The following is an 18731-nucleotide window of genomic DNA, read 5'->3' on the forward strand; positions in this document are numbered from 1 at the left end:
GCAATAGAGAGTTTCATCACCCTTATTACAGGTATTTTTTATCCCACTTTTGCCTGACCTTACCATCTATTTTCTGGCGGTAAGGTTTTTTACACATCCAGCCCTATTATTGGTCAAGAAAAATTATATGCTCTAGTATCAAAATGACTTTATCTCCGCTCTTAAGTCTAATCAGTAAAGTCCAATACTTTATGAAAATCGGTATGGATAAAGAACCTATACCCCCAGCAGGCTGGCTGTGAGCCATGACAGCAGCACCGGTTAATTATCTTAATCACAGAGGGATATACCATTGAGATCTGAACAAAAAATGAGGATGTTTTCTTTCGCAGCCATCAGTCTGTCCTTACTGCTGTCTGCCTGTAGCACCAGTACTTTGACAGGGAACTCCAGAGCTGAAACTGGACACGTGCCGCCGACAGTAAACAACACCCGCCCTGAAACTCGGGTCACACCTCTTCCCTATGAAGTTAAGCTCATCGGGACAAGTGATGACCGTATGCTGTGTGAAAACTGCGGGAATACTGGAGAAAAAGTCCTCGTTACGGGAGGAGAGAAGCTCAGTCAGTACAACATGATGGTGGAAACGCCCTACTTTAACTTCCTGTGTACTCGGTCTGTCGGTGGGTGCTGGTCAGGGAAATGGATTGCGATAAACAAAAATCTTGCCCACCCTCAGGTGGAAAAAATCTGGCTTGGTAGCGACTCCGAAATTCGTAACCTCGTTCCTGCTAATGATCGACATAAAACCTGGTTACAGGTCACCTATGCAAATGGTACGCAGAAGGTTTTCGAATTTGAAAACGGTAAATAACCAGAGATATTTATCAACTTAATTTACAAGCCTGTTTACAGGCCCGTTGTTTACTACGCGCAAAAACGTCAGATCTGAATCGCTCCCTTAAAACAGGACGCTTACACTGGTTGTCAAAAAGTCAAAATAAAACATATATATCATGTACATAACATAAATAGAGGCATAACTCGATTATGACTTTACACCCCGATAGGCGAATCGCTACCGGGGAAAGAGGGGCTATTGCTGCGCTAATTGATTACGACGATACTCGCCCTGACGTTCCAGCATCCAGCCCGGATATTCGCGCGGCAGCTCGCTAACGGCATCCAGCTGTTTTAGCTCATCTTCGCTTAAACGGATGTGGGTAGCCGCGATATTATCATCAAGCTGGTCCACGCGTTTGGCACCAATAATGACGCTGCTGACCGCCTTCTGATGCAGCAGCCACGCCAGGGCAATTTGTGCAACGGATACGCCTTTACTCCCGGCAATGGTGCGCATTACGTCCACACAGTCAAACGCGCGATCTTTGTTAACCGGCGGGAAATCAAATTCCAGGCGGCGGCTGCCAGCCTCGCCCTGCCCGTCACGGCCATATTTCCCGCTCAGCAAACCACCCGCCAGCGGGCTCCAGACCATCAGCCCGACACCTTCGCTTTGCATCATCGGCACCAGCTCACGCTCCAGGTCGCGCCCGGCAATGGTGTAATAGGCCTGCAACGACGCAAAACGCGCCAGCCCAAGCCGCTCGGAAATTCCAAGCGCTTTCATGATTTGCCAGGCTGCCCAGTTGGAAACGCCGATGTACCGCACGTGGCCTTGCTGCACCAGGTTATCGAGCGCATAAAGCGTTTCTTCAACCGGCGTGGCCGGATCGAAGCCGTGTAACTGATAGAGATCGATATGATCAAGCTGAAGGCGGCGCAGGCTCTCTTTCACGCTGCTGATGATATGGTAACGAGAGTTACCCCGGGAATTCACCCCTGCCGTGCCCGTTTCGCCGAACACTTTGGTAGCGACCACCACGTTTTCGCGCGGGACTTTCAGGTTTTTCAGCGCCTGGCCGGTTATCTCTTCCGAACGCCCTTCTGAATAGACGTTCGCCGTATCGATAAAGTTGATCCCGGCATCCAGTGCGCGTCCTACCAGCTGCTCTGATTCACTCTGACGCAGCTGGCCAATCTTGCCCCACATACCGCCTTCACCACCGAATGTCATGGTGCCGAGGCACAGTTCAGAAACAAACAGACCGGTATTGCCCAGTTTTTGATAACGCATACAACGCTCCTCGCAATGTTCGTTCAATGGGTACAAGAGAGTTATACCTTTCTGAGCGGCATTGCGAATGTGGCGTTTCTGTCTATTTCTTGCCCATTTCTCTAAAGCAGCAGGAAACCGACCAGTGCGGCCCAGGCCAGCATAGGCAGCGACCATAAATGGAATCGCCACCAGATACGGCGGTCGTTAGCCATCCGCAGGGCAATCAGATTCGCAAGCGAACCAGGCAGAAGACCAAAGCCGCCAATGTTTACCGCCCAGGCCAGTAGCACAGTCGGGGGCACATAGTTAAGGAGCAAAATGGTTGAAGGAACATTGCTGATAAACTGCGACAAACCGATTGCCGTGAGCCACAGACCTGCCTGTGACAGGCCACTGACACTGTGCAGAGCATGCTGTAGAACCGGTAGCTGGATAAGCAGATGGACATCAATAAACATGGCCATAAATACCAGCAATAGCGTCCAGTCCACACTGACCAGAACACGTCTGGCGAGAATTAAAAACCCGCAGGCAACCAGCCCAACGCCTGCCAGTTCCTGTTTCATCTCCAGCGCGGTCAGGAAGACGATATACAGTGCCAGGCAGCTCCAGACCAGCCGGGGTTTCCACTCCGGGCCTGTTGTTCCGCTGTGGTACTGCAATCTCTTATCCGGAAATGCAAACCAGCAGACCACCAGCAACGACACCATCATCACCAGTGCCAGCGGCATCATCTGCCAGGTAAATGCAGCAAACGACAGCCCGGAACGCCCCCACAGCAGAATATTTTGCGGATTACCAATAGGCGTTAAAAGTGAACCCGCGTTAACGGCCAGCGCTTCAAAAATGATAAGTCGGCTTACCGGGATCTCGCAGAGTTTACGTAACGTAAGGGTCAGCGGCACAACAATAAACAGCGCCACATCGTTTGTCAGGAAGGTCGACAACACGGCAGCTGACAAGACCATAAACAGCGCCAGCTTGCGCTCGGTGGCAAAGCGGCGCACCATTTTACGCCCCAGTACGTCAAAATAGCCGCTCAGCTCGACACCTTTGGTGAGCATCATTAAACCGCTAAGCGTGATGATCGTGCGCCAGTCGATAGCCGCAGGCCATGTGTGCGGTGCAAAAGGGACAAATACGCTTAGCCCAGCCCCGATAATCAATAAGAGATGAAAGAAACGATCGCGTTTCAGCGCCTGCAATCCCGGGATTGTCATTCTGCAGATGGCCCGTATTTGACAGTGAATTCGTGGAATTTCGCCAGCGTCTCTTCACTAACGTGATGTTCCATACCTTCGGCATCCCGGCGTGCAATATCCTGGCTCACGCCCAGTACCAGTAAAAAGTTCTCAACGATCTGGTGGCGTTCGCGGCTCGCATGGGCCAGCTTTTCGCCCTCAGGCGTAAGGAATACTCCGCGCCAGGGGATCATTTCAATTAAGCCCACAGAGGCCAGTCGTTTTAACATTTTTGCGACAGTCGGTTGCGAAACACCCAGACGCGCGGCCATATCCACCTGGCGCGCTTCCCCAACCTCACGAATCAAATCTGAGATCAGCTCAACGTAGTCATCAATTAACTCACGACGATGCGCTTCGCGCACCTGACGAAATCCTTCAACATGCTCTTCAACATTAACCAGTTGCGTCGTTTTTTTTATTGTTGGCTTACCTGCGCGACGGTTCATTGTGTGTCCTCAATGGGGATGACGCTTCCAGCGCCGTGTAACGAGAGCGCCATTGTAAACCATAGCTGTACAAGCACAAAAAATTAACGAAATAGCCATAGCTATACAATATAGCCTGTGCTATATCTGTATGTAATGCAGTCACCCTTCACGGATCGAAGGGATCTTAAATCAGGAGGTCTTATGAACGAATTCAAGAGGTGTATGAACGTGTTTACTCACTCTCCCTTTAAAGTACGGTTAATGCTGTTGTCTATGCTGTGCGACATTTTTAACAACAAACCACAGCAGGGCGATAAACCATCCCACTAAGCGGCGTCGCGGTACGCCGCTTCATTTTTTCGTCACAATCCCCGTGTAAACTGGCTTTTAGCCGCCTAATTCCCGTACTTTTTCACGGATTTGCAATCCCCCTCGCAAAACATCTGCTTAGCAACTGTTGATCTTATTTACCACTAGCACTATCTTCGTGCAGCCCTGCACTATTTGCGGCTCGCTGAAGCGGACCCACATTCCCTTTCCACGCACTCTCAGGCAGGCTTTGACCCTTGACGCCAGGGTGAGCACATGGCGTTTTCATGATAGTGACCTATGAATTTAACCCTGAAAGATACACTTGTTACCCGCAGCCGGGCCTTAAGCCCGTGGACGGGATTCTACTTTCTGCAATCGCTGCTGATTAACTTTGCGCTTGGCTATCCATTTAGCCTGCTTTATGCCGTAGCTTTTACCTGCATACTCCACGTGTTGTGGCGTACTGCTCCGCGCGCACAGAAAACGTTAGTCGGGATCTGTTCTCTGGTCGCTGCGTTTTATTTCCCGTTTGGCCAGGCCTATGGCTCGCCGAACTTTAATACCCTGCTGGCACTGCACTCCACCAATATGGAAGAGTCGACAGAAATACTGACGATTTTCCCGTGGTATAGCTATGTGGTGGGCCTCTTCATTTTTGCGCTGGGCGTCATTGCCATGCGCCGTAAACCCGAAGAGAAAAAAACCTGGGGTAAAATCGAACACCTGTGTCTGGTCGTTGGCGTGGCGACCTTCTTTGTCGCCCCGGTTCAAAATCTTGCCTGGGGTGGCGTATTTAAGCTCAAAGATACCGGTTACCCGGTTTTCCGCTTCGTGAAAGACGTGGTGGTCAATAACCAGGAAGTTGTTGATGAGCAGGCGCGCATGGCTGAGCTTTCAAATATGAAAGACACCTGGAACGTGCTGGCGGTCAAACCGAAATATCATACCTATGTGGTGGTGATTGGTGAAAGCGCCCGTCGTGATGCGATGGGAGCGTTTGGCGGCCACTGGGATAATACGCCGTTTGCCAGCTCGGTTAATGGTACCTTATTTACCGATTACATCGCCGCCAGCGGCTCGACGCAAAAATCGCTCGGTCTGACATTAAACCGTGTGGTCGATGGTAAACCGCAGTATCAGGATAACTTTGTTACTCTGGCTAACCGAGCCGGTTTCCAGACATGGTGGTTCTCTAATCAGGGGCAGATTGGCGAGTACGATACGGCTATCGCCAGTATTGCAAAGCGTGCTGATGAAGTTCAGTTCCTGAAAAGCGGTGATTTTGAAGCCGATAAAAACACCAAAGATGACGCGCTACTGAAAATGACCGCTCAGGTCTTTGCCAACCCGCACACACAGCCACAGCTGATTGTCTTGCATCTGATGGGTTCACACCCGCAGGCCTGTGACCGCACGCAGGGGAAATACGCGGAATTCGTTCAGTCGAAGGAAACCTCCTGCTACCTCTATACCATGACGCAAACGGACGATCTGCTGAGCAAGCTCTATGATCAGTTGCGTAATACCGGGGAAAGTTTCTCGATGGTCTATTTCTCTGACCACGGATTAGCGTTTAAAGAACGTGGAAAAGAGGTGCAGTACCTGGCGCATGATGACAAGTACCAGCAGAACTTCCAGGTTCCGTTTATGGTGCTGTCGAGCGATGATAAAACGCATCGGATCGTGAAGGCACGCCGCTCGGCGAATGATTTCCTTGAGTTCTTCTCCCAGTGGACCGGGATTTCCGCAGAAGAGATAAAAAATGATTACCCGTTTGTTTCGGGTAAGAAGGCTCCCCCAGTGTACATTACCAACTTCAAGTTACAGAAAGTTGACTATACCCATTTGGGAACAGATATCTTCGATATAAAGAGTAAGTGACCTGCGCGGTCTGATGCCCTCTCCCATAGGGAGAGGTGACAAACACTAAAAACGGCAACCCTGGGTTGCCGTTTTGCTTTTACTTTCCATAAAAAAATCCGCCACATTGGGCGGATTTTTTATTGGCTCACCGGAGTGATTAGAAGCGGTAACCTACGCCCGCGATCCAGGTGCCAACGTCAACGCTGCGAATACGGCTCTGCTCATAGGAGAAGTCCAGAGCAACGTTTTCGATTGGGTTGAACTGTAAGCCCGCGCCGTAGGAGAAACCGTAGTCGCTGGTGCTTGCAGTGCGGTTAGCACCTTCGTTTTCAGTCTGCTGGAATTTACCGTAGCCAACACCCACAACGCCATAGATGCTTGCCCAGTCGTTCAGACGGTAAGCTGGACCAGCGGTGATACCGTAGTACTGGCTCTTGTTGTAAGCGCTGTTGTCGAAACGGTCTTTCTCAGTGTAAGTGAAGGAACCGATCACACCCAGTGGGTTGTTGTCCTGCTCGTAGCGGTATTTCAGGTTGAAACCGTTAGCTTTGTTCATCACGCCCTGCATATCGCTCTGAGCGTAACCACCAGTAACAGTAGAAGTAGCAGCTACAGCGGTACCTGCGGAAACAGCCAGAACAGCTGCCAGTGCTGAAAGACATGCAATTTTTTTCATAACCACCTCAAATGTGCTTCAAGTAAATCCGTAAGTTTTAAATATATCAAAAAATCTTGTGAAACTCTTTCTGATTCGTGATGTCTAAAGATGTCTTTCCTGTAACAGAACGTTTCCATCCTCAGCTATCTCTTTCAAATAACGCAGAATTTTCGCATCAAAAAGCTAATACTGCGCGTCCATGCCGTTGCATTCATCCAGATTATTCTTAATCTGACAGTCGATAAATCCATCAACGCTTAACCATTTTACGGATTTCACGCCTTTTTTTTTCAACGGAGTCTCAACCGTTGCAGCATATTTCCATATACACTGCGGCTTTTACTTCACTTGACATAAAATGACAGGAGAAAGGATGCCAGGGTTATCCCGCAAAACGTCGGTCTGGATGCCGGTTGCAGTCATACTCATCGCCATGCTCTCCATTCAAAGTGGCGCATCGCTGGCAAAATCGCTTTTTCCGCTGGTTGGTGCGCCTGGCGTAACCGCGCTGCGTATCGTGCTGGGTACGGCGATACTGGTGGTCATTTTCAAACCCTGGCGGTTGCGCTTCAAAAAAGAGCAACGCCTGCCCCTGCTGTTTTACGGGCTGTCGCTGGGCGCCATGAACTATATGTTCTACCTCTCTATTCAGACCATACCGCTTGGGATTGCCGTTGCTCTCGAATTCACCGGCCCGCTGGCCGTGGCGCTTTTCTCCTCCCGCCGTCCGGTAGACTTTATCTGGGTGGTGTTAGCCGTACTGGGTTTGTGGTTCCTGCTGCCGCTTGGCCAGGATGTGTCGCAGATTGATTTAACGGGCGCTGCACTGGCGCTGGGCGCAGGAGCCTGCTGGGCGGTCTATATTCTTACAGGCCAGCGTGCGGGTGAAGAGCATGGCCCGGCAACGGTGGCCCTGGGTTCATTAATTGCCGCGATCGTCTTTGTTCCTATTGGCATGGCACAGGCCACAGAATCCATCTGGCAATGGTCTGTCATGCCAATCGGGCTTGCGGTTGCCATTCTTTCTACGGCTCTGCCCTATTCTCTGGAGATGATTGCCCTTACGCGTCTGCCGACAAGGATCTTTGGAACGTTGATGAGTATGGAGCCCGCGCTGGCGGCGATCTCCGGGATGGTGTTCCTCGGAGAGACGTTGACCTTCACCCAGACACTTGCACTCTGCTCTATTATTGCCGCGTCAATGGGCTCCACGCTGACCCTGCGCCGCGAAAGCAAAGTCGAAAAAATCGATATTAACTGATGAACATGATTCTGCATGGCAAAATGGCCATGCAGAATATAAGCCAGTATCCCTTCCTGTATTATTCACTCACAATTTTCGCATTATTCTGAAATATCATTGCACCGCTGTTTCGCTCGATGGGAAATAGTAACATCTTCGCAACCAATACATTATCGCAATGATAATAAAGACATTTACATCTCAAGACACTCTACGCTATTAAACTGATAGGCAGGATCAAAACTGCAATGTACTAAACGGGTGCTATACTCAATTTCGTTAATTACCTGGGACACAAACATCAAGAGGATATGAGATTATGAGTACCGCTAAATTGGTAAAAACGAAATCATCTAATCTGCTTTATACCCGTAACGATGTATCAGATAGTGATAAGAAAGCGACTGTTGAGTTGCTGAATCGCCAGGTGATCCAGTTCATTGATCTGTCGCTGATAACGAAACAGGCTCACTGGAACATGCGCGGCGCAAACTTTATTGCCGTACATGAAATGCTGGATGGATTCCGTACTGCACTGACCGACCACCTGGATACCATGGCCGAACGCGCTGTTCAGTTAGGTGGTGTTGCACTAGGTACAACGCAGGTCATCAACAGCAAAACGCCGCTTAAAAGTTACCCGCTGGATATCCACACCGTTCAGGATCACCTGAAAGAGCTGGCAGACAGGTATGCGATTGTCGCCAATGACGTGCGTAAAGCCATCGGTGAAACCAAAGACGAAGACACTGCCGACATCTTCACCGCGGCTTCCCGCGATCTGGATAAATTCTTGTGGTTTATCGAGTCTAACATCGAGTAATCCATACGATTTTTCTATTAAACCCTCGCTTACGGCGGGGGTTTTGCACTTTTATGGTGCGCATTTTTTTGTTTACACCCTGCAAAAGTGAACGAAATGTAATAATCACCTCACACAACCGTTAATAGAAGATTGTTTTTTCGTCAGAACCCGCGCTAAATATCCCCCTGTCAGTTGACCAAAACGAAGCGCACCAAAAGGGTGCTCCATCTTGGTGCAATAAAACATGATTGCCACGTTTATTGTGCAACGTATGACATCATCCCCTTTGCAAAACAATAAGTTGTAAAGTTGGCACGATTTTTTCATAGTGCCTGTTGTTCTCGCAGGGGATCGCCCCGTGGATATAAAAGGAAATGCTATGAAGTCTGTATTAAAAGTTTCACTGGCTGCACTTACCCTGGCTTTTGCGGTGTCTTCTCAGGCCGCCGACAAACTGGTTGTGGCGACCGACACGGCGTTCGTTCCGTTTGAATTCAAACAGGGTGACAAATACGTTGGTTTCGATGTGGATCTGTGGGCCGCTATCGCAAAAGAACTCAAACTGGATTACACCCTGAAACCTATGGATTTCAGCGGCATCATCCCGGCACTGCAAACCAAAAACGTTGACCTGGCGCTGGCAGGTATCACCATCACTGACGAACGTAAAAAAGCGATCGACTTCTCTGACGGCTACTACAAAAGCGGCCTGCTGGTGATGGTTAAAGCTGACAATAACGACATTAAAAGCGTTAAAGATCTCGACGGTAAAGTGGTTGCTGTAAAAGGCGGTACCGGTTCTGTTGACTACGCAAAAGCAAACATCAAAACCAAAGACCTGCGTCAGTTCCCGAACATCGACAACGCATACATGGAACTGGGTACCAGCCGTGCTGATGCCGTTCTGCATGATACGCCAAACATCCTCTACTTCATCAAAACTGCGGGTAACGGCAAGTTCAAAGCAGTGGGTGAATCTCTGGAAGCACAGCAATACGGTATTGCGTTCCCTAAAGGCAGCGACGACTTGCGCACTAAGGTTAACGGCGCGCTGAAAACCCTGAAAGAGAACGGCACGTACAACGAAATCTACAAAAAATGGTTCGGTACTGAACCTAAATAAATCAACCTGATCCATCAGGTACAGTAAAGCCCGGTGGCGCTTATGCTTACCGGGCCTACAATTTTAGTTATCCCTCTGGCTAACTTTTTGTTTTTACCACGGTAACAGTAACAGGAAATTATCATGCAGTTTGACTGGAGCGCCATCTGGCCTGCCATTCCTCTCTTGCTTGAAGGCGCCAAAATGACCCTGTGGATTTCGGTCCTCGGTCTGGTTGGCGGGTTGATTATCGGCCTTGTCGCCGGTTTCGCCCGCACCTACGGTGGCTGGATTGCTAACCACATCGCACTGGTTTTCATCGAAGTGATCCGCGGTACGCCAATCGTCGTACAGGTCATGTTCATCTACTTCGCCCTGCCTATGGCATTCAACGACCTGCGCATTGATCCGTTCAGCGCGGCCGTTGTCACCATTATGATTAACTCCGGCGCGTACATCGCGGAAATCACCCGTGGTGCAGTACTGTCGATTCATAAAGGTTTCAGCGAAGCGGGCCTGGCTCTGGGGCTTTCACGTCGCGAAACGATCCGCCACGTTATCCTCCCACTGGCGCTGCGCCGTATGCTGCCGCCGCTGGGTAATCAGTGGATCATCAGTATTAAAGACACGTCGCTGTTTATCGTTATCGGTGTTGCTGAACTGACCCGTCAGGGCCAGGAGATCATTGCTGGCAACTTCCGTGCGCTGGAAATCTGGAGTGCGGTAGCCGTTGTCTATCTGATTATCACTCTGGTTCTGAGCTTTGTTCTGCGTCGTCTTGAAAGAAGGATGAAAATCCTGTGATTGAATTTAAAAACGTTTCCAAGCACTTTGGTCCAACCCAGGTGCTGCACAATATCGATTTAAACATTAAACAGGGCGAAGTCGTGGTTATTATCGGGCCATCTGGCTCCGGTAAATCTACCCTGCTGCGCTGCATCAACAAGCTGGAAGAGATAACCAGCGGCGATCTGATTGTCGACGGTCTGAAAGTGAATGACCCGAAAGTAGACGACCGCCTGATTCGTCAGGAAGCAGGAATGGTGTTCCAGCAGTTCTACCTGTTCCCGCACCTGACGGCGCTGGAAAACGTGATGTTTGGCCCACTGCGCGTGCGCGGGGCAAACAAAGCGGCGGCAGAAGCGCTGGCGAAAGATCTGCTGGCGAAAGTTGGCCTGGCGGAGCGTGCGCACCACTACCCTTCTGAGCTGTCCGGTGGCCAGCAGCAGCGTGTGGCGATTGCCCGCGCGCTGGCAGTGAAACCAAAAATGATGCTGTTTGATGAGCCAACCTCTGCACTCGATCCTGAGCTGCGTCACGAGGTGCTGAAAGTCATGCAGGATCTGGCGGAAGAAGGGATGACGATGGTTATCGTTACCCACGAAATCGGTTTTGCCGAGAAAGTGGCGTCTCGCCTGATTTTCATTGATAAAGGCCGTATCGCTGAAGATGGCAACCCGCAAGAGCTTATTGCGAACCCACCAAGCCAGCGTTTGCAGGAGTTCCTGCAACACGTTTCCTGATACACCTTTCAGCCACAAGGCCGGGTAAGCGAAAGCTGCACCCGGCTTTTTTTTGCCAGATTGTTCCCAAAAATCCTCCACCTTCCCCTGCCTTCTATACTTATCATTTCATTCGACATTTTCACCGGAGGAAGCCGTGCCGTGGATACTGTTGCTTGTACTTAGCCTGTTTTGCGCCCCTTCTCTTGCGGTCGCTATCCCGGGCGTCACTACCGGAACATCGTCCACCGCGCAGAATACGCCCCCGCCAGAACCGGATGTCGAGCAGAAAAAAGCGGCCTATAGCGCGCTGGCCGATATCCTTGAGAATGATGCCTCACGCCAGGCGCTCATCGGCCAGTTACGTAAAGTTGCCGCTTCGTCGTCTCAGGAGCCCGTTCCCGCGATTGCGCCGCCAGAGGCAGCAGAACAAAAAACGGTGCTTGAAAACGTCACCGAGGTGAGCCGACACTACAGTGAAGCCCTCTCGTCACGCTTTGCCCAGCTCTGGCGCAATTTGATTGGCTCTCCGCATAAACCCTTCAATCCTCAGACCTTTACCAGTGCGGTAAGCCATTTCCTGATGCTGGCAGCCATTGTGTTTGCTTTTTACTGGCTGGCACGCCTGTGCGCCTGGCCGCTGTACCGCAAAATGGGTCAGTGGGGACGAAAAAAGAACCGCGACAAGGGCAGCTGGTTTCCGTTACCGCTGATGATCACCGGCGCATTTGCCATTGATTTACTGTTACTGGCCCTCACCCTGTTTGTCGGACAGATATCGAGCGACGCGCTAAATGCAGGCAGTAAAACCATCGCCTTTCAGCAGGCGCTGTTCCTGAACGCATTTGCCCTGATTGAGTTCTTTAAGGCGCTGCTACGACTCATTTTTTGCCCGGGCGTGTCGGAGCTTCGCCCATTCGCCATTCAGGATAAGAGCGCCAGATACTGGGCCATGCGATTGAGTATTCTCAGCGGGTTGATTGGCTACGGGTTGCTGGTTGCCGTGCCGATCATTTCTAATCAGGTAAATGTCCAGTTCGGCGCACTGGCCAATGTGTTGATCATGCTCTGTATTACCGTCTGGGCGTTGTACCTTATCTTTCATAATAAAAAAGGCATCACTGAAAGCCTGCTACAACTGGCCGACCGTTCCCTGTCGTTCTTTAGTCTGTTCATACGCGCCTTCGCGCTGGTGTGGCACTGGCTGGCAAGCGCTTACTTTATTGTGCTCTGTTTCTTCTCGCTCTTTGACCCGGGCAACAGCCTGAAATTTATGATGGGGGCAACGTTCAAAAGTCTGGCCATTATCGGTATAGCCGCCTTCGTTTCGGGCCTGCTGTCACGCTGGATCTCAAAAACTATCACTTTGTCGCCGCAGGTTCAGCGCAACTACCCGGAGCTGCAAAAAAGGGTGAATGGCTGGGCGTCGGTTTCACTTAAGGTGGCGAGAATTCTCACCGTCTGCATTGCCGTGATGCTGCTGCTAAACGCCTGGGGACTTTTTGATTTCTGGAACTGGCTGCACAATGGCGCGGGGGAAAAGACCGTCGATATTCTGATTCGCATCGCGCTGATCCTGTTCTTCTCCGCAGTAGGCTGGACGCTGCTGGCGAGCCTGATAGAGAACCGTCTGGTTTCAGATATTCACGGCAGGCCGCTGCCGAGCGCCCGCGCCCGCACGCTGTTAACCCTGTTTCGCAATGCGCTGGCGGTCATTATCAGCACCATTACCATTATGATTGTGCTGTCAGAGATAGGTGTGAATATCGCCCCGCTGCTGGCCGGTGCAGGCGCACTGGGGCTGGCGATTTCCTTCGGGTCACAAACGCTGGTGAAGGATATTATTACCGGAATCTTCATTCAGTTTGAGAACGGGATGAACACCGGGGATCTGGTGACTATCGGGCCATTAACCGGCACGGTCGAGCGGATGTCCATTCGCTCCGTCGGCGTGCGCCAGGACACCGGCGCGTACCACATTATTCCGTGGTCATCGATTACCACCTTCGCTAATTTCGTGCGCGGTATTGGCTCAGTGGTGGCGAATTATGATGTCGATCGTCATGAAGATGCAGATAAAGCAAAACAGGCGCTAAAGGCCGCGGTGGAAGAGTTGCTGGAGATGGACGGCATTCGGGGGCTTATCATTGGCGAGCCCTCGTTTGCCGGCATTGTCGGGCTCACCAATACGGCGTTTACGCTGCGCGTGTCGTTCACCACCCAACCGCTTAAACAGTGGACCGTGCGATTCGCGCTCGACAGCATGGTAAAAAAACACTTTGATCTGGCGGATGTACGAATGCCGGTGCAGACATATCAGGTATTATCATCACCGGCATCAGCGCCACCGCCGCAGGAGCCGACGTTGTAGCCTTATTGCCCGGTGGCGCTGCGCTTACCGGGCCTACGGGTTCAGGCCTGCTTTTTGCGTTTATTATCGTCCATAAACGACCATGCGATAAAGCGGCTCTGCTTCTGGCCTTGCGCCATCTCTTTTTTCACCACTTTAACCGCACCCACTTCCGTTAACGCGCGATACAGCGGCGGCAGATTGTCCCCGCGGGAAACGAGGGTTGTAAACCATTTCACCTGGCGGCCAAATGCTTTACTTTGGGCGATCATTTTGAGAATGAAGGCCACTTCCCCCCCTTCGCACCACAGTTCCTGCTGCTGGCCACCAAAATTCAGCGCACCATCTTCCGCCTGCCCCAGATTACGGCGTTTACGCTCGCTTCCTGCACGGGCAGATGCCGCAGAGTCATGGAATGGCGGGTTGCACAAGGTGGCATCGTACTGCTCATTCTTATGAATAATGCCGTTAAAAATGTCTGCGGCATCTTTCTGTCGACGCAGTCGAATGGCGCGGCTTAGCCCGGCATTGGCGCTGATAATCGCCTGCGCACTGGCGAAGGCACTGGCGTCAATTTCCGTTCCGGTAAAACGCCAGCCGTATTCATGTGCGCCAATCAGCGGATAAATCAGGTTCGCGCCGGTGCCGATATCCAGGATCGTGGCCTGTTTCGGGATAACGCCTGCGTTATCTTCCGCCAACAGGTCGGCAAGATGATGGACATAATCCGCACGCCCCGGCACGGGTGGGCAGAGAAAGCCTTCGGGAATGTCCCAGTGCGCAACGCCGTAATAGTGGGCAAGCAACGCTTTATTGAGCATTTTGACAGCCTGCGGATCGGCAAAGTTAACCGACGGTTCACCCGCAGGCGTTTGCACAATAAAGTCCTGCAACGGTGGGCAGCTCAGGCATAGTGCCTGCATATCATAACGGCTGCGGTGACGGTTACGCGGGTGCAACCCCGGCTTTTGGGAAGTCATGGCATTCTCCTTTAAACAGCGGCGTAAGATACCCTTTGATGCCTCCAGGGTAAATATCTCTGTGCGGGGCACAAAATTGCGAAAAAAATCAGTAGCCTGTATGTCTATGATCTGTCAGCGGTTTGTCAATTTATATCGTTCAAAAAATAAGCAGATCATCATCAAATATTTGCTCCAAATCACACTCTGCAAGCTTCTAAACTTACTGTGGATCACCCGTTGTTATTCAGAGGATGTGATTATGAAAAAATACCTGACACTCATCGTCATTGCAGGCGCACTGGCAGGAGCATCTTTCTCCGCATGGTCTGTTGAAACACTATCGCATGACGATACCGGGCAGTTGCGCCCTTCGGGCACTGTTTCTGTAACAGGTGCAGCCAATCTTGACGACCTGCAAGCGAAACTCGCCGAAAAAGCGCGTGAAGAAGGTGCTAAAGGCATTGTGGTCAATTCTGCCGGCGGTACAAACCGTATGTACGGTACAGCCACTATCTACAAATAAGCTCCCTCCTGATAAAGAACTGCATCTGACTTGCAGATGCAGTTCTCTTTTCCCCACCTTGACTGTACGTTTTTTAACCCCATAGTAATCTTATGAGGTACATCCCCTGTACAGGAGTAGGCAATGGCTTCCGGTTGGGCAAATGACGACGCGGTCAACAAACAGATCAACAGTACAATTGAAGATGCTGTCGCACGCGCTCGCGGTGAGATACCGCAGGGTGAAAGTTTAGAAGTATGTGAAGAGTGCGGCGATCCAATCCCTGAGGCGCGGCGTAAAGCCATTCCCGGCGTAAGGTTATGCATCACATGCCAACAGGATAAAGATTCACAAAACTCATCCTATACAGGATATAATCGCAGAGGATCGAAAGATAGCCAGTTACGTTGACTTTCATTTACATAAGATAACCGCGCAAGCGGTTTCCTTTACTCTCACGAAATTCTGCACCACGCGTAGCAAAATGTGCCCTTCACTATGACTCTGTAAAGCGCAGCGACAAGAAGTGTAAATTGAGCTTTCGAATTTATTAATATTCAATAACTTATTTGTCATTCAATTTTTTTGAGTAACGTCGTCAATTCTCTTCGATTTTATCCTCCGCAAAAAAACGTGATACTTATCACATCGACGGAACATCGTCCCCTTAACAGAATAACCTGCGAGAGATTAACTATGAAAACCATCAAATATGCTGTTGCTGCTGTTGCCCTGTCTGCTCTTTCCTTTGGCGCATTCGCCGCAGAAGCCGTCTCCTCTTCTCAGGCGCAGAGCATGAATAAAATCGGTGTGGTAAGTGCTGAAGGTGCAACCACTCTGGACGGCCTGGAAGCCAAACTGGCTGCAAAAGCAGAAGCAGCGGGTGCAAGCGGCTATACCATTACGTCCGCAAACACCAACAACAAACTTAGCGGTACTGCGGTTATCTACAAATAACCGAACGGAATTATGCTCCACACTCGCTATACCCTCTGGCGAGTTGCTCCACCCTCATTGACCCTGTTGTTGTTACCCTTGCTTGCCCGTCCGCCACTGGACGGGCTTTTTTTTGCCTAAAATGACTGCTCAACGCGCTGGAGCCCGGCTTCCACCGTTTCAACTTCACCCGTTGCAAACAGGCAACAGGCCATTTGCAGCTTAATGGAATGCGGGACGGGTACATTCCCGGCAAGGCATTGTTCAATCCAGTGTGCGGTCGTATGCGGATCTTTCGCTGACGGCAACACCACTTCTACATTCTCTTCACCGCGTTCCAGAACGACACGCGCACCTGCTGAATCAATCAGCATAAGTTGCGGACAACGCTGCGGATTGGCGTAAACCTCGCCTTCGGTTCCGTGCATCAGTAGTGCCCGTCCACCAATATCATCAAAGAAGTTAGCAACGCGCGTGACATACTCGGGATGCGACACACTGGAAAGGCGCAACGCTGCATCTTCAGCAAATGGCGTCGCCAGTTTCGCCAGCGTGTGGGCGCTGTTACGCACCCCCATTCGCCAGCGCATATCCAGCTGCTTTTCCAGCGGCGGGCAGAGCGCTTTTACCGGAATATACACCGGCTGATGTCCGTCCAGTTTTGCCTGCGCCTGGCCTGCGTGCAGAGTTGGTCCGATACCCAGCATCTCAAAAATGGTTTCTGTCAGAACACGGGTTGGATCTTCGCTGACACCGTGAACCACCACCGGAAATCCAAGCTTGTGTAGCAGAATGGCCAGCAGCGGTGTCAGGTTCGCCTGTTTACGTGCGCCGTTATAGCTTGGTATGACAATCGGCATCGGTTTTGCCACGGGCGGCGTCAGACGGAGCGTTTGCGCCTGCATGGCTTCATAAAAACCCCGCATTTCTGCTTCGCCTTCACCTTTAATGCGTAGTGCAATCAGAATGCCCCCCAACTCCAGGTCCGGCACGTCACCATTCAGCATCTGGGTGTACAGCTCACGCGCTGTCTCGAGATCCAGATCCCGGGCATGATTTTTACCCCGGCCTACCTCTTTGATAATTTTGCGATAATCCATGGTACCTCTCCTTATAACGCTTTGCAGATACTATAGCCCTGATAAATAACATACGGGTAATCATTTCCTTTTGCTTTCCCTTCGCTAAACAGACTTTCAGGAGAAAAAGAGTCGCGATATTCATCACAGCCGTTAAGTGACGTGTCAACGCCCCATATTTATTTATTGTTTTATAAGCCTTTTTTTATTTATTTAAATAATTAGCAACACACATTAAATTCATTAAATTTATGATTCAGAGAAGGTTAATTGAACAAGACATAGTTATCATACATAGTTCCTCGCGAATCAATCACCCAGGTGATGATTAAAGCCAAAATGACTCACTTTCATTCAGAGGAACACAATGAAAAAACTTATTATTGCGGGCATTATTGCCGGGATGGCATGTGCTTCCGTATCCGCATTTGCTGCAAGCGGTGAAGGACAAATTAATTTCACAGGTGAAATTATTGACTCTGCTTGTACCGTTGTGAATGGATTAAGTAGCCCACTTGATGTTTCATTAGGTAAAGTTGCGAAATCTGCATTTACGGGATCCGGATCGACCACAGCAACTACCCGCTTTAGTATTCAACTTAAAGATTGTCCTGAAACCGTAACCAGTGCTGCTGTGAAATTTGGTGGAACCCCAGATGGCAGTAACAGTGATGTGCTGGCGGTAACAGCAGGTACAGGTACTGCAACCGGTGTTGGTATTCAGTTATTAGATAAAACTGAAAACCCACTGAGTTTATATACGGCTTCTGCCGGATATACACTGACATCAGGAACAACCACCAATGACCTGGAATTTGGTGCCCGTTATATTCAGACCGGCAGCAGCGTTACGGCTGGCCCGGCAAATTCGGTATCCACGTTCACCATCGTTTACAACTAATGAAAAAGATATTAGTCATCTCCGTGGCTAATATCTTTTTTTCCTTTATTACGGTAAATCTATGCGTAAATTCCTTCTGGTTTCGTCCTTATTATTGCTCACCTCCGCCGCTCATGCGGGTATTACCATCGGCGGTACCCGCGTGGTCTATCCGGAAAATAAAAAAGAATCGTCCATTAGCATCACCAACCCGGATAACCTCGACTACCTGGTGCAGTCATGGGTCGAAACGGAAGACAAGACTCGCGAGAAGGCACCGTTCCTGATTACCCCACCCCTGTTCCGTCTTGATGCAGAACAGAGTAACGTTCTGCGTATCATCAGAACCAACGGTAGCCTACCGGCAGATCGTGAATCGCTGTTCTGGCTGAATATTAAATCCATTCCTTCATCCAGTCGCAAGGAAAATGTTAATACGCTGCAAATAGCAATTAAGACACGTATTAAATTGCTGTATCGCCCCTCTGGTATTACAGACAAACCTGAAGATGTTGCCTCACATTTAGTCTGGCATAAACAAGGGAACCAGTTGATTGTTGATAACCCGACACCATTTTATATGAACTTCCAGGAAATCAAACTGGACGGCAAAAAAATCGATAAGGTGACGTATTCCAGTCCGAAAGGCGAAACTCATTTCGCCATCCCGGGGAATATCTCCGCACATTCAGTAAGCTGGAAAATCATAAATGATTATGGCGGAATCACTCCATCCTGGACCGCACAGATAAAATAAATCATCATTCATTATCGGATACCATTATGGGCTGGGAATATACAACAAA

20 protein-coding genes are annotated in these 18731 nt (G+C 50.2%); 14 read left to right on the forward strand and 6 right to left on the reverse strand.

Annotation, left to right across the window (positions count from 1 at the left end):
• Positions 1 to 292: 292 nt before the first annotated feature.
• Positions 293 to 814, forward strand: coding sequence for a hypothetical protein (locus ACS603_RS06395; RefSeq protein ID WP_474943962.1), 522 nt, complete (start codon positions 293 to 295; stop codon positions 812 to 814).
• 222 nt (positions 815 to 1036) lie between these two features.
• On the opposite strand, the gene ACS603_RS06400 is transcribed toward ACS603_RS06395, so the two are convergent.
• The 3 genes from ACS603_RS06400 to mntR form a co-directional block, all read right to left on the reverse strand.
• Entirely contained in the window at positions 1037 to 2077 is a 1041-nt protein-coding gene (locus ACS603_RS06400) for an aldo/keto reductase (protein WP_182060127.1), read from the reverse strand.
• A gap of 101 nt (positions 2078 to 2178) precedes the next feature.
• On the reverse strand, positions 2179 to 3279 hold the full coding sequence (locus ACS603_RS06405) for an anion transporter (RefSeq protein ID WP_315688160.1): 1101 nt from the start codon (positions 3277 to 3279) through the stop codon (positions 2179 to 2181).
• Positions 3276 to 3749, reverse strand: a complete 474-nt coding sequence (gene mntR / locus ACS603_RS06410; protein WP_182060125.1) for a manganese-binding transcriptional regulator MntR — start codon at positions 3747 to 3749, stop codon at positions 3276 to 3278. Before mntR ends, ACS603_RS06405 begins: the two co-directional genes overlap by 4 nt.
• Positions 3750 to 3932: 183 nt before the next feature.
• Between mntR and mntS the strand changes: the two genes are divergently transcribed.
• A complete protein-coding gene (gene mntS / locus ACS603_RS06415; RefSeq protein WP_182060124.1) occupies positions 3933 to 4061 on the forward strand; it encodes a manganase accumulation protein MntS in 129 nt (42 codons plus the stop codon).
• A 279-nt stretch (positions 4062 to 4340) separates the two neighbouring features.
• Positions 4341 to 5924 carry a phosphoethanolamine transferase gene (locus ACS603_RS06420; protein WP_182060123.1) on the forward strand — a complete coding sequence of 528 codons (1584 nt, stop codon included), beginning with the start codon at positions 4341 to 4343 and terminating at the stop codon, positions 5922 to 5924.
• A gap of 139 nt (positions 5925 to 6063) precedes the next feature.
• On the opposite strand, the gene ompX is transcribed toward ACS603_RS06420, so the two are convergent.
• Positions 6064 to 6582: an outer membrane protein OmpX gene (gene ompX, locus ACS603_RS06425; protein ID WP_014069459.1), complete on the reverse strand. Its 519-nt coding sequence runs from the start codon at positions 6580 to 6582 to the stop codon at positions 6064 to 6066.
• A 355-nt stretch (positions 6583 to 6937) separates the two neighbouring features.
• Here ompX and rhtA point away from each other — a divergent pair, with 355 nt between their 5' ends.
• From rhtA to ybiO, 6 genes are all read left to right on the forward strand, one after another.
• The gene (rhtA, locus tag ACS603_RS06430) at positions 6938 to 7825 is read left to right on the forward strand and encodes a threonine/homoserine exporter RhtA (protein WP_182060122.1); all 888 of its coding nucleotides are present in this window, start codon (positions 6938 to 6940) and stop codon (positions 7823 to 7825) included.
• 301 nt (positions 7826 to 8126) lie between these two features.
• A complete protein-coding gene (dps, locus tag ACS603_RS06435) occupies positions 8127 to 8630 on the forward strand; it encodes a DNA starvation/stationary phase protection protein Dps (protein WP_182060121.1) in 504 nt (167 codons plus the stop codon).
• 361 nt (positions 8631 to 8991) lie between these two features.
• Positions 8992 to 9735, forward strand: coding sequence for a glutamine ABC transporter substrate-binding protein GlnH (gene glnH / locus ACS603_RS06440; protein WP_014069455.1), 744 nt, complete (start codon positions 8992 to 8994; stop codon positions 9733 to 9735).
• Positions 9736 to 9858: 123 nt separating this feature from the next.
• Positions 9859 to 10518 (forward strand): glutamine ABC transporter permease GlnP, encoded by a 660-nt coding sequence (gene glnP / locus ACS603_RS06445; protein ID WP_010428919.1) that lies wholly within the window; start codon positions 9859 to 9861, stop codon positions 10516 to 10518.
• Complete coding sequence (glnQ, locus tag ACS603_RS06450; protein ID WP_014069454.1) at positions 10515 to 11237, forward strand: glutamine ABC transporter ATP-binding protein GlnQ; 723 nt, start codon at positions 10515 to 10517, stop codon at positions 11235 to 11237. Before glnP ends, glnQ begins: the two co-directional genes overlap by 4 nt.
• 136 nt (positions 11238 to 11373) lie before the next feature.
• Positions 11374 to 13587 (forward strand): mechanosensitive channel protein, encoded by a 2214-nt coding sequence (ybiO, locus tag ACS603_RS06455; protein ID WP_474943963.1) that lies wholly within the window; start codon positions 11374 to 11376, stop codon positions 13585 to 13587.
• A 41-nt stretch (positions 13588 to 13628) separates the two neighbouring features.
• On the opposite strand, the gene rlmF is transcribed toward ybiO, so the two are convergent.
• Positions 13629 to 14546 (reverse strand): 23S rRNA (adenine(1618)-N(6))-methyltransferase RlmF, encoded by a 918-nt coding sequence (gene rlmF / locus ACS603_RS06460; protein ID WP_182060119.1) that lies wholly within the window; start codon positions 14544 to 14546, stop codon positions 13629 to 13631.
• 241 nt (positions 14547 to 14787) lie between these two features.
• Here rlmF and mcbA point away from each other — a divergent pair, with 241 nt between their 5' ends.
• The 3 genes from mcbA to ybiJ all read left to right on the forward strand — a co-directional run bounded on the left by mcbA (position 14788) and on the right by ybiJ (position 15987).
• Entirely contained in the window at positions 14788 to 15051 is a 264-nt protein-coding gene (gene mcbA / locus ACS603_RS06465; protein ID WP_182060118.1) for a DUF1471 family periplasmic protein McbA, read from the forward strand.
• A gap of 123 nt (positions 15052 to 15174) precedes the next feature.
• Positions 15175 to 15441, forward strand: a complete 267-nt coding sequence (locus ACS603_RS06470) for a DksA/TraR family C4-type zinc finger protein (RefSeq protein WP_474943964.1) — start codon at positions 15175 to 15177, stop codon at positions 15439 to 15441.
• A gap of 285 nt (positions 15442 to 15726) precedes the next feature.
• Positions 15727 to 15987: a DUF1471 family protein YbiJ gene (gene ybiJ, locus ACS603_RS06475; RefSeq protein WP_446492476.1), complete on the forward strand. Its 261-nt coding sequence runs from the start codon at positions 15727 to 15729 to the stop codon at positions 15985 to 15987.
• Positions 15988 to 16103: 116 nt separating this feature from the next.
• Here ybiJ and ybiB read toward each other — a convergent pair whose 3' ends face one another.
• Positions 16104 to 17066: a DNA-binding protein YbiB gene (gene ybiB / locus ACS603_RS06480; protein WP_474943965.1), complete on the reverse strand. Its 963-nt coding sequence runs from the start codon at positions 17064 to 17066 to the stop codon at positions 16104 to 16106.
• Positions 17067 to 17412: 346 nt separating this feature from the next.
• Here ybiB and ACS603_RS06485 point away from each other — a divergent pair, with 346 nt between their 5' ends.
• The gene (locus tag ACS603_RS06485) at positions 17413 to 17946 is read left to right on the forward strand and encodes a fimbrial protein (protein ID WP_474943966.1); all 534 of its coding nucleotides are present in this window, start codon (positions 17413 to 17415) and stop codon (positions 17944 to 17946) included.
• A gap of 61 nt (positions 17947 to 18007) precedes the next feature.
• Positions 18008 to 18682, forward strand: coding sequence for a fimbrial biogenesis chaperone (locus ACS603_RS06490; protein WP_474943967.1), 675 nt, complete (start codon positions 18008 to 18010; stop codon positions 18680 to 18682).
• Positions 18683 to 18731 lie beyond the last annotated feature (49 nt).

Source organism: Enterobacter sp. Li2LvB3, assembly GCF_056156645.1.

Excerpts from the sequence above, each read along its gene's own strand:
- ACS603_RS06400 (WP_182060127.1), bottom strand. The coding sequence starts at position 2,077 with ATGCGTTATCAAAAACTGGGCAATACCGGTCTGTTTGTTTCTGAACTG.
- ACS603_RS06405 (WP_315688160.1), bottom strand. The coding sequence starts at position 3,279 with ATGACAATCCCGGGATTGCAGGCGCTGAAACGCGATCGTTTCTTTCAT.
- mntR (WP_182060125.1), bottom strand. The coding sequence starts at position 3,749 with ATGAACCGTCGCGCAGGTAAGCCAACAATAAAAAAAACGACGCAACTG.
- mntS (WP_182060124.1), top strand. The coding sequence starts at position 3,933 with ATGAACGAATTCAAGAGGTGTATGAACGTGTTTACTCACTCTCCCTTT.
- ACS603_RS06420 (WP_182060123.1), top strand. The coding sequence starts at position 4,341 with ATGAATTTAACCCTGAAAGATACACTTGTTACCCGCAGCCGGGCCTTA.
- ompX (WP_014069459.1), bottom strand. The coding sequence starts at position 6,582 with ATGAAAAAAATTGCATGTCTTTCAGCACTGGCAGCTGTTCTGGCTGTT.
- rhtA (WP_182060122.1), top strand. The coding sequence starts at position 6,938 with ATGCCAGGGTTATCCCGCAAAACGTCGGTCTGGATGCCGGTTGCAGTC.
- dps (WP_182060121.1), top strand. The coding sequence starts at position 8,127 with ATGAGTACCGCTAAATTGGTAAAAACGAAATCATCTAATCTGCTTTAT.
- glnH (WP_014069455.1), top strand. The coding sequence starts at position 8,992 with ATGAAGTCTGTATTAAAAGTTTCACTGGCTGCACTTACCCTGGCTTTT.
- glnP (WP_010428919.1), top strand. The coding sequence starts at position 9,859 with ATGCAGTTTGACTGGAGCGCCATCTGGCCTGCCATTCCTCTCTTGCTT.
- rlmF (WP_182060119.1), bottom strand. The coding sequence starts at position 14,546 with ATGACTTCCCAAAAGCCGGGGTTGCACCCGCGTAACCGTCACCGCAGC.
- mcbA (WP_182060118.1), top strand. The coding sequence starts at position 14,788 with ATGAAAAAATACCTGACACTCATCGTCATTGCAGGCGCACTGGCAGGA.
- ACS603_RS06470 (WP_474943964.1), top strand. The coding sequence starts at position 15,175 with ATGGCTTCCGGTTGGGCAAATGACGACGCGGTCAACAAACAGATCAAC.
- ybiJ (WP_446492476.1), top strand. The coding sequence starts at position 15,727 with ATGAAAACCATCAAATATGCTGTTGCTGCTGTTGCCCTGTCTGCTCTT.
- ybiB (WP_474943965.1), bottom strand. The coding sequence starts at position 17,066 with ATGGATTATCGCAAAATTATCAAAGAGGTAGGCCGGGGTAAAAATCAT.
- ACS603_RS06485 (WP_474943966.1), top strand. The coding sequence starts at position 17,413 with ATGAAAAAACTTATTATTGCGGGCATTATTGCCGGGATGGCATGTGCT.
- ACS603_RS06490 (WP_474943967.1), top strand. The coding sequence starts at position 18,008 with ATGCGTAAATTCCTTCTGGTTTCGTCCTTATTATTGCTCACCTCCGCC.